At 75.2% G+C, this 16,598-nt stretch carries 19 protein-coding genes and 1 pseudogene; 12 read left to right on the top strand and 8 right to left on the bottom strand.

Annotated features, from left to right (window positions below; genetic code table 11):
- On the top strand, positions 1-600 hold the full coding sequence (coaE, locus tag ACIQ87_RS11935; RefSeq protein WP_402405462.1) for a dephospho-CoA kinase: 600 nt from the start codon (positions 1-3) through the stop codon (positions 598-600).
- 126 nt (positions 601-726) lie between these two features.
- Here the strand turns inward: coaE and ACIQ87_RS11930 are convergent.
- Positions 727-2,013 (bottom strand): annotated as a pseudogene (locus ACIQ87_RS11930) (sensor histidine kinase); the annotation flags it as partial.
- Between the two features lie 102 nt (positions 2,014-2,115).
- On the opposite strand from ACIQ87_RS11930, the gene ACIQ87_RS11925 reads away from it, so the two are divergent.
- Positions 2,116-2,670: a GNAT family N-acetyltransferase gene (locus ACIQ87_RS11925; protein WP_402405186.1), complete on the top strand. Its 555-nt coding sequence runs from the start codon at positions 2,116-2,118 to the stop codon at positions 2,668-2,670.
- A 97-nt stretch (positions 2,671-2,767) separates the two neighbouring features.
- On the opposite strand, the gene ACIQ87_RS11920 is transcribed toward ACIQ87_RS11925, so the two are convergent.
- Positions 2,768-3,511 (bottom strand): hypothetical protein, encoded by a 744-nt coding sequence (locus ACIQ87_RS11920; RefSeq protein WP_402405184.1) that lies wholly within the window; start codon positions 3,509-3,511, stop codon positions 2,768-2,770.
- Between the two features lie 70 nt (positions 3,512-3,581).
- Between ACIQ87_RS11920 and ACIQ87_RS11915 the strand changes: the two genes are divergently transcribed.
- The 3 genes from ACIQ87_RS11915 (at position 3,582) to ACIQ87_RS11905 (ending at position 5,805) form a co-directional block, all read left to right on the top strand.
- Positions 3,582-4,550, top strand: coding sequence for a LysR family transcriptional regulator (locus tag ACIQ87_RS11915; RefSeq protein WP_402405182.1), 969 nt, complete (start codon positions 3,582-3,584; stop codon positions 4,548-4,550).
- Positions 4,547-5,107, top strand: a complete 561-nt coding sequence (locus ACIQ87_RS11910; RefSeq protein WP_402405180.1) for a GNAT family N-acetyltransferase — start codon at positions 4,547-4,549, stop codon at positions 5,105-5,107. The genes ACIQ87_RS11915 and ACIQ87_RS11910 overlap by 4 nt, the downstream gene beginning before the upstream one ends.
- A gap of 140 nt (positions 5,108-5,247) precedes the next feature.
- Entirely contained in the window at positions 5,248-5,805 is a 558-nt protein-coding gene (locus ACIQ87_RS11905; protein ID WP_402405178.1) for a hypothetical protein, read from the top strand.
- A 146-nt stretch (positions 5,806-5,951) separates the two neighbouring features.
- Here the strand turns inward: ACIQ87_RS11905 and ACIQ87_RS11900 are convergent, their stop codons facing one another.
- Both ACIQ87_RS11900 and ACIQ87_RS11895 read right to left on the bottom strand, forming a co-directional pair.
- A complete protein-coding gene (locus tag ACIQ87_RS11900) occupies positions 5,952-6,719 on the bottom strand; it encodes a hypothetical protein (protein ID WP_402405176.1) in 768 nt (255 codons plus the stop codon).
- Positions 6,720-7,174: 455 nt separating this feature from the next.
- Positions 7,175-7,558, bottom strand: a complete 384-nt coding sequence (locus ACIQ87_RS11895) for a hypothetical protein (RefSeq protein WP_402405175.1) — start codon at positions 7,556-7,558, stop codon at positions 7,175-7,177.
- Between the two features lie 99 nt (positions 7,559-7,657).
- Here ACIQ87_RS11895 and ACIQ87_RS11890 point away from each other — a divergent pair, with 99 nt between their 5' ends.
- Positions 7,658-8,149, top strand: coding sequence for a MarR family transcriptional regulator (locus tag ACIQ87_RS11890; RefSeq protein ID WP_402405173.1), 492 nt, complete (start codon positions 7,658-7,660; stop codon positions 8,147-8,149).
- A gap of 60 nt (positions 8,150-8,209) precedes the next feature.
- Here the strand turns inward: ACIQ87_RS11890 and ACIQ87_RS11885 are convergent, their stop codons facing one another.
- Positions 8,210-9,469, bottom strand: a complete 1,260-nt coding sequence (locus ACIQ87_RS11885) for an alpha/beta hydrolase-fold protein (RefSeq protein WP_402405171.1) — start codon at positions 9,467-9,469, stop codon at positions 8,210-8,212.
- Between the two features lie 36 nt (positions 9,470-9,505).
- The gene (locus tag ACIQ87_RS11880) at positions 9,506-10,273 is read right to left on the bottom strand and encodes a class I SAM-dependent methyltransferase (RefSeq protein ID WP_402405169.1); all 768 of its coding nucleotides are present in this window, start codon (positions 10,271-10,273) and stop codon (positions 9,506-9,508) included.
- 379 nt (positions 10,274-10,652) lie between these two features.
- Here ACIQ87_RS11880 and ACIQ87_RS11875 point away from each other — a divergent pair, with 379 nt between their 5' ends.
- The 4 genes from ACIQ87_RS11875 to ACIQ87_RS11860 all read left to right on the top strand — a co-directional run bounded on the left by ACIQ87_RS11875 (position 10,653) and on the right by ACIQ87_RS11860 (position 13,022).
- Positions 10,653-11,099 carry a hypothetical protein gene (locus ACIQ87_RS11875; protein ID WP_402405168.1) on the top strand — a complete coding sequence of 149 codons (447 nt, stop codon included), beginning with the start codon at positions 10,653-10,655 and terminating at the stop codon, positions 11,097-11,099.
- Between the two features lie 63 nt (positions 11,100-11,162).
- On the top strand, positions 11,163-11,735 hold the full coding sequence (locus tag ACIQ87_RS11870; RefSeq protein WP_402405166.1) for a GNAT family N-acetyltransferase: 573 nt from the start codon (positions 11,163-11,165) through the stop codon (positions 11,733-11,735).
- Positions 11,732-12,352 (top strand): formylglycine-generating enzyme family protein, encoded by a 621-nt coding sequence (locus ACIQ87_RS11865; RefSeq protein WP_402405164.1) that lies wholly within the window; start codon positions 11,732-11,734, stop codon positions 12,350-12,352. Before ACIQ87_RS11870 ends, ACIQ87_RS11865 begins: the two co-directional genes overlap by 4 nt.
- Before the next feature lie 163 nt (positions 12,353-12,515).
- Positions 12,516-13,022, top strand: coding sequence for a GNAT family N-acetyltransferase (locus ACIQ87_RS11860; RefSeq protein ID WP_402405162.1), 507 nt, complete (start codon positions 12,516-12,518; stop codon positions 13,020-13,022).
- 26 nt (positions 13,023-13,048) lie between these two features.
- Here ACIQ87_RS11860 and ACIQ87_RS11855 read toward each other — a convergent pair whose 3' ends face one another.
- Both ACIQ87_RS11855 and soxR read right to left on the bottom strand, forming a co-directional pair.
- Positions 13,049-13,990: a phosphotransferase family protein gene (locus tag ACIQ87_RS11855; protein WP_402405160.1), complete on the bottom strand. Its 942-nt coding sequence runs from the start codon at positions 13,988-13,990 to the stop codon at positions 13,049-13,051.
- Positions 13,991-14,064: 74 nt separating this feature from the next.
- Positions 14,065-14,673: a redox-sensitive transcriptional activator SoxR gene (gene soxR / locus ACIQ87_RS11850; RefSeq protein WP_402405158.1), complete on the bottom strand. Its 609-nt coding sequence runs from the start codon at positions 14,671-14,673 to the stop codon at positions 14,065-14,067.
- 57 nt (positions 14,674-14,730) lie between these two features.
- On the opposite strand from soxR, the gene ACIQ87_RS11845 reads away from it, so the two are divergent.
- Both ACIQ87_RS11845 and ACIQ87_RS11840 read left to right on the top strand, forming a co-directional pair.
- Positions 14,731-15,444 (top strand): thiamine pyrophosphate-dependent enzyme, encoded by a 714-nt coding sequence (locus ACIQ87_RS11845; RefSeq protein ID WP_402405156.1) that lies wholly within the window; start codon positions 14,731-14,733, stop codon positions 15,442-15,444.
- Between the two features lie 123 nt (positions 15,445-15,567).
- Complete coding sequence (locus ACIQ87_RS11840; protein ID WP_402405154.1) at positions 15,568-16,461, top strand: transketolase family protein; 894 nt, start codon at positions 15,568-15,570, stop codon at positions 16,459-16,461.
- The last annotated feature ends 137 nt before the right edge of the window (positions 16,462-16,598 follow it).

The raw sequence follows: 16,598 nt of genomic DNA, 5'->3' as shown, positions 1-16,598 counted from the left end.
ATGCTGAAGATCGGACTGACGGGCGGCATCGGCGCGGGCAAGAGCGAGGTGTCCCGGCTGTTCGCCGCGCGCGGCGCGGTGATCGTGGACTCCGACGTGATCGCCCGCGAGGTGGTCGCCCCCGGGACGGACGGTCTGGCGGCCGTGGTCGCCGAGTTCGGACCGCAGGTGCTGCGCGAGGACGGCGCACTGGACCGTCCCGCGCTCGGGGCGGTCGTGTTCGCCGACCCGGAGCGGCTGAAGGCGCTCAACGCGATCGTCCACCCGCTGGTGCGGGACCGCGCCGCCGAGCTGGAGGCGGCGGCCGCGCCGGACGCGGTCGTGGTGCACGATGTGCCGCTGCTGGCCGAGAACGGCCTGGCGCCGCTGTACGACCTGGTCGCGGTGGTGGACGCGGCCGACGAGGTGCGGGTGGACCGGCTGGTGCGGCTGCGCGGGATGGCCGAGGAGGAGGCCCGGGCCCGGATGGCCGCGCAGGCCTCCCGGGACGACCGGCTGGCGATCGCGGACCTGGTGATCGACAACAGCGCCGGCCTGGCGGAGCTGGAGGCGCGGGTGGACGAGGTCTGGGCGGAGCTGGCCCGGCGCGCGGCGGCCTGAGCCCGGGCTTCGGCTGAGGGCCGGGCCCGCGGATACGGGCCGCGGATACGGGGGCCGGGGTTCGACGGCGGGGTTCGGTGCGGCGGTTCGGGCGGTTCGGGCGGTTCGGGCGGTGTCGAGCGGCAGCCGGGCCCGGACGGCGAAGCCGCCCTCCGGGGTCGGCCCGGCGTGCAGGGTGCCGCCGAGGTCCCCGGCCCGGGTGTGCATGCCGCGCAGGCCGTGGCCGCCGGAGGGCAGTTCGGGGTGCTCGGCCCGCCCGTCGGTGGCTCCGGCGGCGCCGATCTCCGGAGGGCCGGCGGCGGGGGAGTTGACCACGGCCAGGCTCAGCCCGTCCGGTGCGACCTCGACGGTGACGGCCACCTCGGCGGCCGGGGCGTGTTTGTGGGCGTTGGTCAGCGCCTCCTGCACGATCCGGTAGGCCGCGTACTGCACGGCGGGCCCCGGGTCGGGCAGGCCCTCGGCCGGGCCGCTGACGGTCAGCCCGACCGCCAGCCCGGCCTGCCGGGACTCCTCGACCAGGGCGGGCAGCCCGTGCAGCGACGGCGGCACCTGCGCGGCCGGGGTGGTCAACACGCCGAGCAGGGCGCGCAGTTCGGTGAGCGCCTGGAGGCCGAGGGCGCGGATCAGGCCGAGCGTCTCCCGGACGGCGGCCGGGTCCTCGGCCAGGGCGACCTGCCCGGCGCCCGCGTGCAGGGCGATCAGCGAGACCCGGTTGGACACCACGTCGTGCATCTCCCGGGCGAGCCTGGCGCGTTCGGCGGCCACCGCGCGCTCCTCGGCGTGCCGGCGGGCCTCCTCCAGCAGCCGGTTGCGCTCGCCGAGCAGTCGGTTGCGTTCGGCCAGCACGCGGACGGTGCGGGCACGCTGGTGCGCGGTCAGCCCGAGGGTGAGCGGCACGGCGCCGAAGACCAGAGGGTCCTCGACCAGGTTGGCGAGTTCGGACGGGTTGCCGACGTCCCCGAGGTCGAACGGCACGAGCAGCCGCAGCAGGGCCAGCGCCGCCAGGACGGACACCGGCACGGTGCGGCCGCGCCGCGCGGCCAGCCCGTAGAGCGCGACGGCCAGCGGGAGTTGGCCGCTCACCAGGGTGGCCACGGTGACCGCGGCCGGGTGGCGGCGGCGCAGGGCCAGGGCGAGCGCGCCGACCGCGATCAGGCCCGCGTTGGTCTCCGGTGAGGCGGTCGGGCCGAAGTCCGGGTCGCCGGCGGCGAGCGGGACGAGGAGCAGCAGCACCAGGGCGGTCGGCGCGAGCGCCCGGACCGGGCGGGGCAGGTGCGGCGGCGGGCCGGGCAGCGGCGCGGCGAGGTCCTCGCCCGGTGGACCGACGCCTGACGGACCGACGCCTGACAAGCCGGCGCCTGACGGCCCGGTGGCCGACTCGCCGGTGGCCGGCCGGTCGGTGGGCTGCTGCATGAGGGGCATGCTTCCACACCGGCGCGGCGCCGGGACGGTCGTCGGACCGAGTGGCCGGGAAGGGACTGGTGAAAGGCCCTGACCGGAGGGGAGCATGGCGGGATGGATGATCGTTTCTCGCCCGAGCCGGCCCTCGCCGGGGCGCCGGTGGTCGAACGGCTCGCGCGGTACGGCCGCGCCGAGCAGGAGGAGGTCCTCGGCCCCGGCGACGACCCGTACGGCGTCGCGTACACCGGGCTGACCTTCCGGCCCAAGGAGATCCACTTCGGCATCCGGGCCGCGGACGGCCGGCTCGTCGCCCACACCGGGCTGGTCCCGCTGCCGCTCACCGCGGGCGGCACCGACCTGACGGTGATGGGCGTCGGCGGGGTCTGCGTCGCCCCCGACCGGCGGAACGGTGGCCTCGCGCAGGCCGTGGTCGGGGCCGCCCTCGACCACGCGCGCACCCTCGGCCACCGGTACGCGCTGCTGTTCTGCCGCCCGCCGCTGTCCGCGTTCTACCGGGGGCTCGGGTTCCGGGAGGTGGTGCGGGGGGTGACGGTGGAACAGCCGGAGGGACGGCTGGCGGAGATGCCGCTGCGCACCATGTGGGCGCCGCTGGCCGCCGGGGCCGGATGGCCGGAGGGCCCGGTACGGCTGCGCTCGCTGCCGATGTGAGGCGCGCCCGGGCCGCTCCGGGCCGTCCCGGGGTGCGGCTCGGGCCCGGCTGGGCGCGGGCCGTTGTGGCGAGGAGGCCGGCCGCTCCGGGCCGGGGTCAGGCCGTCGTGGCCGGGGCGCCCGCGCCCGCGCCCGCGTCCGCGTGCGCCACGGCGGCGCCGGCCAGGGCGCGGATCATGGGGTGCGCCCGGGTGCCGTCGCCGGACAGTTCCGGCTGGAACAGCGAGGCCAGGAAGAACGGGTGGCCGGGCAGCTCCAGGATGCGCGCCTCGCCCGACCCGTCCGCGCCGCTGAACCGCAGGCCGTGCGCGGACAGCCGGTCCAGGTAGGCGCCGTCGAGGCCGTACGCGCAGTGGTAGCGCTCCAGGGTGCGGGTGGCGCCGAGGACCCGCTCGGCGAGGCTCCCGGGGGTGACCGTGACGGACCCTTCGTGGCCGACCAGCGAGCAGGCCAGCGGCGCGATCACCTGCTGTTCGGCGTCCGGGTGCGCCTCGCCGTGGACGGAGTCCGTCAGGCCGCAGACGTTCCGGGCGTACTCCAGCACCGCGTGCTGGAACCCGGCGCAGGTGCCGAGGAAGGGGATGCCGCGCTCGCGGGCGGTCCGGACGGCGGCCAGCGCGCCCGCCTCGCTGCGATACGGGCTGCCGGGCAGCAGCCAGACCGCGTCGAAGCCGGCCAGGGCGCCGGGCGCGGCGGCGTCCCCGGTCGGGATCCAGTAGGCGTCCAGGACGAGGTGGTCGTGCTCGGCGAGGGCGTCCAGCAGGCCCGGGATCCGGGCGTGCGAGCGGACGGCGGGAGAGCGGTCGCCGACCAGGGCGACCCGCGGGGTCAGGTAGGTCATGGGGCTATCCTGACCCCGCACCCGAGATCAGTGCCAACGATGATTTCTTAAGCTTCGATCAGATCGGTTGATGGCCGCCGTGGACCCGCAGCAGCTGCGCACCTTCGTGACCGTCGCCCGCCTGGCCTCCTTCTCGGAGGCCGCGCGGGAGCTCGGCTACACCCAGTCCGCGGTCTCCCAGCAGATCGCCGCGCTGGAGGCGGACCTCGGGGCGGCGCTGCTGCTCCGCCGTCCGGTCGGGCCGACCGGCGCCGGACGGCGGCTGCTGGAACACGCCGCGCCGCTGCTGGTCCGGCTGGAAGCGGCGCGCGCCGACGTAGCGCGCCTGGCGGGCGCACCGGGCGCCCGGCTGGTGATCGGGGCCACCCCGCTGGCGGTCGGGGCGACCCTGGGGCGCGCGCTCGGCGAGGTGCGCCGGGTCCATCCCGGGGTGGAGCCGGTGGTCCGGGTGCTCGCCCAGGACGCGCTGCCCGCCCAGGTCGCCACCGGAGAGGTCGACCTCGCCCTGATCGACGGACTGGCCGCGCCCAGTGACCCGCTGGCGCTGCCCGACGTCGGCCCGCTGCGCACCGTCGCGGTGGCCGAGCGGCCGGTCGCCGTCGCCCTGCCCGTCGGCCACCCGCTGGCCGGCCACCGCGGCCTCGCGCTCGCCGACCTCTCCGCCGCCCGCTGGCTGGACGCGCCCGACCTCACCCCGACGGCGGCCCGGCTGCGCGCGGCCGCGGGCGTCGACGGCTTCCGGCCCGCCGTCCGCTACCGGGGCACCGACCTGCACGGACTGCTCGCGCTGGTGGCGGCCGGGCACGGGCTCACCCTGCTGCCCGAGCCGGTGCTCGCGCGGGCGCCCGGGGTCGGGTCCGCGCCGATCGCGGTGCCCCGGCTGGCGCACCGCACCGAACTCGTCCACGGCAGTCTGCCGGAGGGCCCGGCGGCGCTGCTGGTGCGACTGCTGGAGGGATCCCGGGGCGGTCGGGACCGGTCGGCGGCGCCGAATTCGGTTGCGAGCGGCATCGGCCCCGATGAAATGATCACGCGATGAGTACCGGAATCATCATCAGACGGGTGCGGGCCGAGGAGTGGCAGTCGCTCAGGGACCTCCGCCTGGAAGCGCTGCAGGACCCGGTCGCGGCCGTGGCCTTCCTGGAGACGTACGAGCTGGCCGTCACCAAGCCCGACGAGTTCTGGCAGGACCGCGTGACCCGGGCCGCGACCAGCCCGGACGTGGCGCAGCTCGTCGCGCAGACCCGGGACGGGCGCCTGCTCGGCTCCATGACCGGGGTGGTCGAGCGGCGCGGCGGGGACGGGGCCCTGGAAGGCGACGTCATCGAGGTCGACCAGGTGCACGTGGTCGGGGTCTACGTCCGGCCGGAGGCGCGCGGCACCGGGCTGGCGCGGGACCTGATCCGGGCCGTCCAGGACTGGGCGTGGTCGCTCACCGAGCCGAGGATCGAGCGGGTGCGGCTGTTCGTCCACGAGGACAACCCCCGGGCCGAGGCGATGTACCGCAAGGCCGGCTTCGAGCCCTCCGGCGTGGCGTTGCCGGTGCCCGGCGACGGGTCCGGCCGGGAGATCGAGCTGGCGGTGCTCCGGGGCTGACCGGGGGCGGGGGCGGTCGGTTGTGGAGACTCGGGCACCAGGCGTTCACGCCCCGGGCCTGACGGTGGTCGGCCGCGAGGTGCTGTCATGAGCACAGTCGCCCGGCGAAGGGTCGGGCCGGCCCAGGAGTGCTTCCCCCCATGATGCTCCGTCACCGTCTCACCGTCGTCGCCTCGACGGCCGCCCTCGCCGCCGCCGGGCTCGCCGCCGGCACCGCGCGGGCCGCCGCCCCGGCCCCGGCGGCCACCGTCGGGTCCCGTGCGCTCGCGGCGAGCTGCTCGCAGGCGTACCTGCCGCTGCCCGACCCGTACTGCACCCCCGGCGCGTACAACCCGGACGTCACCCAGGCGACCATCGGGCAGACCATCTGCGTCTCCGGCTGGACCGCCACCGTCCGCCCGTCGACCAGCTACACCAATGCGCTGAAGGTGCAGCAGATAGCGGCGTACGGCTACGCGGACACCAGCACGGCGGACTACGAGGAGGACCACCTCGTGCCGCTGGAGCTCGGCGGAGCCCCGCGCGACCCGGCCAACCTGTGGCCCGAGCCGCGCTACGGCAGCCAGCCGGCGCAGAGCAAGGACTCCGTCGAGACCAAGCTCAAGAACGCGGTCTGCGGCGGCCGGGTCGGCCTCGACGACGCCCGCGCGGCGATCGCGAACGACTGGACCACCGCCCTCGGCGTCCTGGGGCTGTGAGGCCGGCGCCCCGGGAGCGGACGTGAAGGGGCCGCCCGGCCCGTCCGGTCCCCAGGGGGCGGACGGGCCGGGCGGCCTTCCGTGCTGTGCGGTTCCGCTGTGCCGTGCGGTTCCGCCCTGCCGTGCGGGCGGGTGCCCGCCGGGGGTCAGCGCCCGTCGCAGCCAGGGAGGGCCTCGCACATCGGCGCGGCCATGCCGCTGCCGACGTACTTGTCCTCGGGCGCCTTCCAGGCGTCCTTCGGCTGGGCGCCGGCCTTGGTGGTGGCCCAGACGGCCAGCTCGCTGACCACGCCGCCGTCGCTGACCACGTACTCGTGCAGCGTGACGGTGCCGCCGTCGGCCTGCGGGACGGTCAGGACGGCCGCGAAGTAGGGCGCCTCCGGGGCGCTGTCGACCTTCACGGTGGCGCCGGGCGCGGTCTTGGCACAGGACTTGACCGCCTCCGTCAGGCGGGCCTGGGCCAGGTTGGTGGACTGCTTGGCGCCGCTGCTGTGGGTCGGGTCACCGTGGAACAGCAGGGTCTGCTGGGCCGCCCAGCGGTCCCCGCCGAAGCCGACCTCGGACTTCGCGGCGGCGGTGCCGGTGAACAGCACCTCGTCGTCCTTGGCGATCGCGGCGTGGCACAGCTCCATGCCCTTGAACTGGGTGGCGCCGGAGACCGGCTTGGCGTTGGCCGCCAGCGGCGTGTAGTGGTAACTCTCGTCCATCGGGATGCTCTTGGTGTCCATCCAGGCCTTGTCCGGGATGCCCTTGTCGCTTCCGGTGGGCTTGGTGGGGTTGGTGGCGGGGGTGGTGGCCCCGGCCGGGGCGGCGATCGTGCCGCCGTCCTGGCCGTTGTCCGGCCCGCAGGCGCTGAGCGCGCCCAGGCAGAAGAGGGCAGCGGCGGTGGCGGTGACGACTCTGGTGGTGCGCAACTGACGGTTCCTCGGATGTCCGGTGGCATTGGTCGGGGTCGGGCACGCGCCGGCCGTGGGCCGCTGGTGCGCGGCGCCGTCCGTCCGTCCTCGCCGCCCGGTCGACCCGTGGTCACGGGCGTGCGGCATGGCGGCTCCTCCCCCTGTGATCGGGGCCGCCTGGCTCCTTGCCCCGCCCTCCGCCCCGGGATTGAGGGGTGGTCAGGGCCGATGCGCATCGACGGCGATCGAAAACCTATGCCAACGGACCGTCGGTCGCAAAGCCGGGTTCCGGGCCGGACGCCCGGATTCCCTTTTGTGGTCGATGGTGCTGATTGGGCCTGTGTGGTGGGTGTGATCGGATGCGGCGGGAGCCGTGGGCGGGGCTTGGGGCGGCCCTCGGGGCGGGTGACCGCCCCGCGCGAAGGGCCCGGCCGGGGTGGCGCGGGCCCCGGCCGGGGACGCGTCCGGCCTGGTCAGGCGACCAGGCCGCCGATGCCGGAGCGGCCCGCCGGAACGCCGTCGAGGGTGACCACGGTCTGCCGGCCGACGGCCTCGCCGAACACGGCGGCGATCGCCCCGGCCGCCGCCGCGACCAGCCGGGCGGGCGCGTCCGGGAACTGCGGCAGGTGGTACGCCGCCTCCCGCATGCTCAGCGTGACCACGGGGGCGGCCTCGTCGGTCGGCACTCCGCCGATGCCCCGGCGGCGCTGCGGGACCCCGATCAGCTCGACCGCGACCCGGGGGCGGAACTGCTCGCCGAAGACCGAGGTGACGGCGTCGGTGAGGCCGGCGATGAGCGTCGGCTCGACGTCGGGGGTGAGGGACTCCTCGCGGATGTGCAGGCTCAGGTGCGGCATGGTGGAGCTCCGTTCGGCTCGGTTCGTACCATGGGCTGACGAGTTCGCTTTGCACGTAAAACAGCTTTGATGTCAAAGATAACTGGGGAGAGGTGGGCGATGTCAACGCCCGAGGGAGAACCGCGGAACGCGGCGGCGACGGGCGGGGAGGGGCTCGACGACGCCGTGCGGTCGATGCTGCTGCTGATGCCCCGGCTGGTCGGACGGGCCAAGCGGATCCCCGTCCCCGAAGCGCTCAGCGGCCTCGCCCTGGCGCCCCGGCACCTCTCCCTGCTGGCCTGCCTGCTGCTGGACGGGCCGATGGGCGTCAACGAGCTCGCCACCCGGCTGGAGGTCGCCCCCACCACGGTCAGCCTGATGGTCGGGGACCTCAGCCGGCAGGGCGTCCTCGAGCGGCGGGAGGACGAGGCCGACCGGCGGCGGCGCATCGTCGCGATCGCCCCCGACCGGCTGCCCGCCATCGAGGCCTGGCTCGCCCCCGGGGCCGCCGCCTGGCGCACGGCCCTCGGACCGCTCGGTGCGGCGCAGCGGCGCCTGGTGGTGGACACGCTGCTGGCGTACGAGGCGGCGGTGGGGCGGGAGCGGGACTGACGGCAGGGGTGGCGCGGTACGGCGGCCGGGACACGGGGTCGGCGGCCGGGGCGCGGGACGCTACCCGCGGGCGCCGGGGACGCCGAGCTGCTGGGCGAGCCAGGGGAGGGCCCGGGCGAAGGAGGCGGAACCGGTCTGCCAGGTGTGCTTGCCGGAGCCGACCACGTTCACCGTCCTGATGCCGTCCTTCCTGGCCGCCGCGTCCAGGGCCCTGGCGGACTCGATCTGGCCGTGCTCCTCGTCGCCCTGGGCGAAGTAGCCGGACACGCCCTGGTAGCGGGGGTGTTGGGCGAGCACGGTCAGCGGGTCGTGGGCGGCCCAGGCCGCCGCGTCGCCGCCGTACAGCTCCTGGACGGTGTGGTCCCGGTCGCCGATGTAGGGGCCCTTGTCGCCGGAGAAGTCGCCGAAGTGGGTGAAGACGTCCGGGTGCTCGACGGTGAGGTCGAACGCGCAGGTGCCACCCATCGACCAGCCGGCCACGCCCCACCTGTGCGGGTCGGTGGCGGCGTTGAAGGTCTTCTGGACGAACGGCGGGACGTCCCTCAGCAGGTGGCTCTCGGCGTGGCCGTGCGGGCCGTCGACGCACTCGGTGTCCACCCGGAAGCCGCCGGTGGCGTCCACGAAGACCAGGATCGGCGCGAAGCCGTTGTGCTTGGCGGCGAAGGCGTCGGCGGTCTTGACGGCGTCGCCGGAGCGGATCCAGTTGTCCGGCGCCGCGAACTCGCCGCCGATCATCTCCAGCACCGGCAGCTTGGGCCGGGACCGGCTGCGGAACCAGGCGGGCGGCAGGTAGACCAGCTCCTGGCGGTGGGCGAAGCCGCTGGCGGTGTCCGGTACGTCGACCTGGACGATGCGGCCGGTGCCGCTCCTGCCGTGGATCGACCCGAGCTCGGCCAGGGTGATCTGGTCCGGTAGCGGCTGTCCGCCGAGCTCGCCGATCGCGTCGCCCAGGGTCGGGTAGTAGCCGGTGGCGATGTTCAGGCTGTTCGCCGCGGAGAACAGCGCCAGCAGCACGGTCGGCGCCACCAGCGCCCGCCGCCACCACCGCGCGCCGCGCCAGCCGAACCCGAGCACGCACAGCGCCGCGACGGCCACCCCGCCCCACAGCCACACCCCGAGCGGGATCGGGTCGGTGATCCCGCTCAGCGCCGGCACGGCGAAGGCGGCGACCCCGGTGAGGGCCGACGCCGTCCCGAGCGCGAGCGGCCCCCGCCTGCGCAGCCACGGCAGGTCCCGCCGGCTCGCGGTGACCAGGAGCAGCGCGAGGGTCGTGGCCCGGACCGTCCACGGGAACCAGCCGTCGAGCAGGGAGACGTTCATACGGCCGGAGGCTAGGCGCGGCGGATGAGAGGCCGGTTAGAGGCTGACGGTTCGCTGGAAGAGCGCTGTGAGGAGGAAAGGCACGCCGAACAGCGCCGAGTCGGGCCCCTGGGCGGCCATCGGGCGGATCTCCAGCGGGGTGAACCCTCGGAACAGCGAGCGGAGTTCGTCCGGGGAGTAGGCCAGGCCGCCCTCCAGCGCGCCGAGCCGGTAGAGCTCCTCGTCGGGCCGCTCGGACCCCATCGCGCCGGCCGCGAAGGCGGTGAGGGCGAAGTGCCCGCCCGGCGCCAGGACCCGGTCCAGCAGGGCCAGGTAGCTGACCCGGCGGTGCGGCGGGAGGTGGTGCAGGCAGCCGGAGTCGTAGACCAGGTCGTAGCGGGCGTGCGGGAGTTCGGCCTCGAAGATGCTCGCCCGGTGGAACCTCAGGCCGGTGCCCGTGCCCGTGCCCGTGCCCGTGCCTGTGCCTGTGCCGGTGCCGGTGTCGTTGCCGAGGCCCGCCTCGCGGGCGCGTTCCTCGGCCCAGGCGATGGCGGTGGCGGAGAGGTCGACGGCGTCCACCTCGAAGCCGAGGGAGGCCAGGTGGATCGCGTTGCGCCCGTTGCCGCAGCCGAGGTCCAGCGCCCGGCCGGGGGCGAGCAGCCCGCGGTCGAGGTGGTGGGCCAGGTTCTCGTCCGGCTTGGGAGCGAAGAACGGGCGCCCGGCGGAGCGGTCCGCGTAGAACCGGTCCCAGAACGGTTCGGCCGGCGGGAAGAGGCCGTCGAGGAGCGCGAGGACGTCCTCGGTGGTGCGGATCGTACGGTTCATGCGGCCGAGCCTAGGTGGTTCGCCGGACGGGCGCGCGGGGCTCAAGGACCGCCGCACGGGCGACTGTTGGGGCTGCCGGTGGCCAGGCCGGGACGGGTGTCCGGGGTCGGGGCCGGCGGGTGGCGGCGCCCCCGCCCGGAGCCGGGAGGGGCCCTTTCCGCGGGGCGGGGAGAGGCGCCCCGGGGAGTGCTCGGGAAATTCCTCCGGGAACATTCCGGGCGAGGAGTCGAAGGGTGCGCGGGACCGGTCGAATCGGTGCACGGGGGCCGGACATGACGCCGATGTGGCCCCGGTGGGACCGTGACGGCCCGCGCCGCCCGTGTGCTAGGTTCGCGCGCATTCGAACGGACCGGTGTGCGCGGGGGGAAGCATGGTGGCGGTGCCGGTGAGCGCCCGGTGGCTGACCGGGCTGGGGATCGTGGCGTTCCTGCTGCCGATGCCCGCCATGGCGGCGGGTCGCGGGACGTCGGCGCCGGTGTTCTACCTGCCTGCGCTGTTGTGTGTCGCGGTCTGCGCCGTGCCGTCGTTCTTCCGCCGCCGGGACCGTTTCCGGATCGCCTGTGCGGCCGCCGGGATGACGGTGGCGGCGGTGTCGGCTCCGCCGGGGGTCCTCGGTCTCCTGTTCGCGGTGGCCGTGCCGGGCTGGGGCTGGCTGCTCTACCTCGCCTTCCTCGCCCTGCCGGTCACCGCGATCGCCGCACTGATCGCCGGCTTCCAGCGGGCCAAGGGCCGCGAGAGCGGTCAACGGGCGGTCACGGTCGCCTGGGCGGCCACGGCGATCACGGTGACCGGCTGGGGCTACCTCGCCGGTCTCGCGATGGCCTGAGTGACGGACCCCGAGAGGGTAATCGGATTGCCGCCCCACGGCCCGGTCGGATAGGAAACTCGTATGCTCAGGGGACGCAAGGTCGGGCTCAGGGCCCGGCACGAGGAAGACATCCCGGTCCTGCGGACCGAACTCTTCGACGACGTGGTCACCTCCACGCGGTCCGAGGGCGCCCCGTGGCGGCCGATCTCGCCCGGCTCGAAGGACCGCCGGCTCGTGGTGGACGACACCGTACCGACCCACGTCCCCTTCTCCGTCGTGGAGTTGGACGGCGGCGCGCTGGTCGGCACCGCGACGCTGTGGGGCATCGACACCCACCACCGGTCCGCGCACATCGGCCTCGGAATGCTGCCCTCCTGCCGCGGCAAGGGCTACGGCACCGACGTGGTCGCGGTGCTCTGCCACTACGGCTTCGTCGTGCGCGGCCTGCACCGGCTGCAGATCGAGACGCTGGCGGACAACGCCGGGATGCTGCGCTCCGCCGAGCGCAACGGCTTCGTCCGCGAGGGCGTGCTGCGCTCCGCGGTCTGGGTGATGGGCGAGTTCGTGGACCAGGTGGTGCTCGGGCTGCTGGACCGGGACTGGAAGCCGGACGGGAACCACCCCCGGCCGCAACGGCCCGGAACCGGCGGATGATCACCGTTCCGGCCGGCCGGGTCACCCTCTCCGACCGCCGCACCCAGCGCAGTTGGGCCGTCGACGTGGCCTCGTACCGGCTGGCGGCCTGCCCGGTGACCCGCGAGCAGTACGAGGGCGAGACCGGCGACCACCGCCCCGCGCACAGTGTCTCCTGGCTCGACGCCGTCCGCCACTGCAACGAACTCTCCCACCGCGAAGGCCTCGTACCCGCCTACGCGGTGGACGGCGAGGAGGTCTCCTGGGACCGCGCCGCCGACGGCTACCGGCTGCCCACCGAGGCCGAATGGGAGCACGCCTGCCGCGCCGGCACGGACGGCCCGCGCTACGGCCAGCTGGACGAGATCGCCTGGCACCGCGGCAACTCGGGCGAACGGCCGCACGAGGTGGGCGGACTGCGCCCGAACGCCTACGGGCTGTACGACCTGCTCGGCAACGTCTGGGAGTGGTGCTGGGACCGCTACGACCCCGAGGTGTACGGCGGTTACCGCGTGCTGCGCGGCGGCGGCTGGTTCGACGAGCACTGGAGCTGCCGCGCCTCCGTCCGCCGCCGCAGCCACCCGACGCTGCGGATCGACGACGTGGGATTCCGGCTCGCGCGCTCGATCGCCGGGTGAAGGCGGGCGCGGTGAAGGACGGGCCGGGCGCGGTAGAAGGCCCTCCGGTGCAGTGGATCGCGGGCCCTCGGACATCCGCCCGGAATTTCTCGCGGAATCGAGGAACCGTCACGAACGGACCCGCGTTGGCGCCTGCATGAGTGACGAGAGATCCGATGAGCCGGTGTCCCTGCGCCCGATCGCCGAGGCGGACCTGGCCGTGATCGAGGAGATGGTGAACGACCCGGAAGCCCTGGGGGAGTTCCAGTGGTACGGCTGGCGGGACCCGCAGCGGTTCCGCCGCCAGTGGGCGGAGGGCGGGCTGCTGGACGACCGGCAGTGGATGCTGGCGGTCGTCGTCGGGGGCGGGTTCGGCGGCTTCGTCGCCGCCAACCGGAGCGGGGTGCGGCCGTCCGCCCCGTACTGGAGCATCGGCGTGCAGCTGCGGCCCCAGGTGCGCGGGCGCGGGATCGGCACCCGGGCCCAACGGCTGCTGGTGGACTACCTGTTCGCGCACTCGCCGGTGATGCGGCTGGAGGCGGACACCGAGGCCGGCAACCTGGCCGAGCAGCGCGTCCTGGAGAAGCTCGGCTTCACCAGGGAGGGTGTGCAGCGCGCGGTGACCTTCCGCGGCGGCGAGTGGCGCGACGTCGTGCGGTACAGCCTGCTGCGCACCGACCCGCGGCCCTGACCTGCCCTGACCGGCTCTGGCAGGCCCTAGCGGACCTGGACCCCGAACCACTCCTCGGCGAGGGCGTCCAGGGTCCGCGCCGAGGGCTTCAACTCCCGCAGGTACCACGGCAGGTTGCTGTACACGTGGAGCAGCGTGTACGCCATCAGCAGGCGGGGATCGACGCGGCGCCCGTAGGCGTCCAGCAGGTGTCCGAGCAGCCGCGGGTCTGCCCGGGTGGTGAACAGGCCGACGGCGACCAGGTCGTAGGCCGGGTCGCCGATCATCGCGGGCTCGAAGTCGAGCAGGCCGGTCAGGCGCCAGCCGTCGGCCGGGTCGGTGAGCAGGTGCTCGCGCATGAACTCGGTGTGCAGCAGGGCGCGCCCGGGGGAAGCCGTGGGGAGCGGGGCGGCGGCGAGGAAGTCCGGGATCTGCTCCAGCCACTCCTCGGCCAGTCCGCGCTCGCGCTGGCGGGCCACCGCGCCCGCCCGCTGGCGCGCCAGGAAGGCCGGCCAGTCACCGGGCCCGAGGGTGTCGGCGAGCGGTCCGGGGTCGAGGGCGTGCAGGGCGGCGAGCGCCTCGCCGCAGTCGCGGGCGATCCGCTCCCGGTCGGGCTGCGGGATGCGCGGCCAGGCCGGGGCGAGGCCCTCGCCGGGCAGCCGGGACATCAGCACGTAGCGCCAGCCGTTGGCGTCCTCGCCGGCCCGGTGGACGGACGGGGTGGGGATCGGCAGTGCGCCGTCCAGCCGGGTGAGCACCCGCTCCTCGACGATGCCGTCCTGGGCGCCGGCGGCCGGGAACAGCTTGAGCACGAGCGCGTCGCCGACCGCGTACACCGGGACGGAGCCCTCCGCGAAGCGTTCCAGGGGCAGACCCCCGACGCCCAGCCGGGCGCAGAGCGCCTCGGCGCCGGGGCGCATCACCGTCTCGTCGGGGACGACCGCGTCCCACTCCTCGTCCGTCAGCACCGGGGGCAGCAGGGGCGGCATGGGCAGCACGCTAGGCAGGCGGGCGGCCTCGGCGCAACGGGATTCCGCGGCGCCGGTCCGTCAGCGCCGGTCCGTCAGCGCTGGTCCGTGGCCCCGTCCCTCGCCGCCGGGCTGCGGTCCACGTCCCGGCGGCTGCCGCAGGCGTCGGCGTCCGGGGAGACCGGCTCCGGGGTGGACGGGTCGCGGGTGAGCAGGTAGCGGGCGCCGGGCCCGGCCTCGCCCGCGCGGTCCGCGGCGTTGTAGAGGGCGCAGCGCGACAGCGAGAGGCACCCGCAGCCGATGCAGCCGGTGAGCTTCTCCTTGAGCCGCCGCAGTTCGGCGATCTGCTCGTCGATCCGGCTCTGCCAGGACTCGGCCACCCGGTCCCACTCGGCGCGGCTGGGGGCCGGGCGGTCGGGGAGGCGGTCGAGGGCGACCTTCGCCTCGTCCAGCGAGAGGCCGACCCGCTGGGCGGCGCGGACGAAGGCGATCCGGCGCAGCGTGCCGCGGGTGTAGCGGCGCTGGCCGCCGGTGGTGCGGGTGGCGTGGATCAGGCCGAGGCTCTCGTAGTAGCGCAGCGCGGAGGGGGCGAGGCCGCTGCGCCGGGCGAGTTGGCCGATCGTGAGCAGGTCGCTGTGGTGCGGGCCGGGGGCGTGGCGGGCTTCGGGGCGGGCTTCGGGGCGGGCTTCGGGTCGGGCGGTCACGGGGATCCACTCTAGCCGTTTGACCTCAAGTCGGCTTTAAGTTGCACGATCGGGGGCATGACGACGAACGCGACGGCCGAGGCCGGGACCGGTACCCGTTTCGAGGACCTGCCCGCCCTGATGAGCCTGATGACCGGCGACGAGAAGCACGGCCCCGCCGCCACCTCCACCCTGGACGCGCTCTGGGTGCTCTACGACCGGGTGCTGCGGGTGGCCCCGGAGACCGCCGACGCGCAGGACCGTGACCGCTTCCTGCTCTCCAAGGGCCACGGCCCGATGGCGTACTACGCCGTGCTGGCGGCCAAGGGCTTCCTCGACCCGCAGGTGCTGCCGAGCTTCGGCGGCTACGACTCGCCGCTCGGCCACCACCCGGACCGCACGCTGGTCCCCGGCGTGGAGATCGCCTCCGGGTCGCTCGGCCACGGTCTGCCGCTGGCCGTCGGCACCGCGCTCGGGCTGCGGGCCCAGGGCCTGACCGACCCGGCGGTCTGGGTGCTGGTCGGTGACGCGGAGTTCGACGAGGGCTCCAACGCCGAGGCGGTGGCCTTCGCCGGGGCCTACGGGCTGGAGCGGCTGCACGTGGTGGTGATCGACAACTCCTCCGCCACCCACGGCTGGCGGGGCGGCATCGCCCAGCGGTTCGCGGCCGAGGGCTGGTCGACCGCGACGGTGGACGGCCGCGACCACGAGGCGCTGTACCGCGCCTACATCGCCGAGCACCCGGGCCGCCCGCACGTGGTGGTCGCCCGGGTCGAGCCCAAGTTCTCCTGAGCACCCCGAGCACTCCTGGGCACCCCGAGCGCTCCTGAGCACCCAGAGCACTCCTGGGCACCCCGAGCACTCCTGAGCACGCCGAGCACCGCCGACCTCCCGGCGACGAAAGGACCTTCACCGATGGACACCATGCGCGACCGCTTCGTGGCCGTGACCACCCGCCTGCTGGACGAGGACCCCCGGCTGGCCCTGGTGCTCGCCGACATCACGGCGGCCGCCTTCGCCCCGGCCCAGGAACTCCACCCCGACCGGGTGGTCAACGTGGGCATCCGCGAGCAGCTGCTGGTGAGCGCGGCCGGCGGCCTGGCGCTCACCGGGATGCGCCCGATCGCCCACACCTTCGCCAGCTTCCTGATCGAGCGGCCCTTCGAACAGGTCAAGCTGGACCTCGTCCACCAGGGCGTCGGCGCCGTGCTGGTGAGCGCGGCGGGCTCGTACGACTGGCCGGCCGGCGGCCGCACCCACATGTCCCCGGGGGACGTCGCCCTGCTGGACACCCTGCCGGGCTGGACGGTCCACGTCCCCGGCCACCCGGACGAGGCCGAGCAACTGCTGCGCCACGCCTACGCGGACGGCGACCGCAACGTGTACGTCCGGCTCTCGGTGCAGCAGAACGCGGCCGCGCTGCCGGTCGAACCGGGCCGCTTCACCACCGTCCGGACGGGCTCGCGCGGCGCGGTGCTCGCCGTCGGGCCGATGCTGGACGCGGTGCTCGCGGCCACCGAGGGCCTGGACGTCTCCGTGCTGTACGCGGCGACGGTGCGCCCTTTCGACGCCGCCGGGCTGCGTGCGGCGCTCGGCGACCGGGCGGACGTGGTGCTGGTCGAGCCGTACCTGGAGGGCACCTCCGCCGGCGAGGCGCACGCGGCGCTCGCCGACCGCCCGCACCGGGTGCTGGGTCTGGGCGTGCCGCGCGAGGAGCACCGGCACTACGGCTCGATCGAGGAGCACCTGGCCGCCTACGGCCTGGACGCCCCGTCGCTGCGGGAGCGGATCGGCACCTTCCTCGGGTAGTCGCCTCCCACGGTGGGTTCCCGCCGGAGGTGAGCGCTCAGACGGCTCTACCTTCTGAGCCGGGTTGGTCTGGTCATTCGTAGGGTTGGACCACCCAGGGGTGCTGGGTGTGGCTATCAGGCGGCTGCCGTTCGTGG

The organism is Kitasatospora sp. NPDC096204, assembly GCF_044763205.1.
GTDB lineage: Bacteria > Actinomycetota > Actinomycetes > Streptomycetales > Streptomycetaceae > Kitasatospora.
This window is presented reverse-complemented; position numbering and strand designations above follow the sequence as displayed.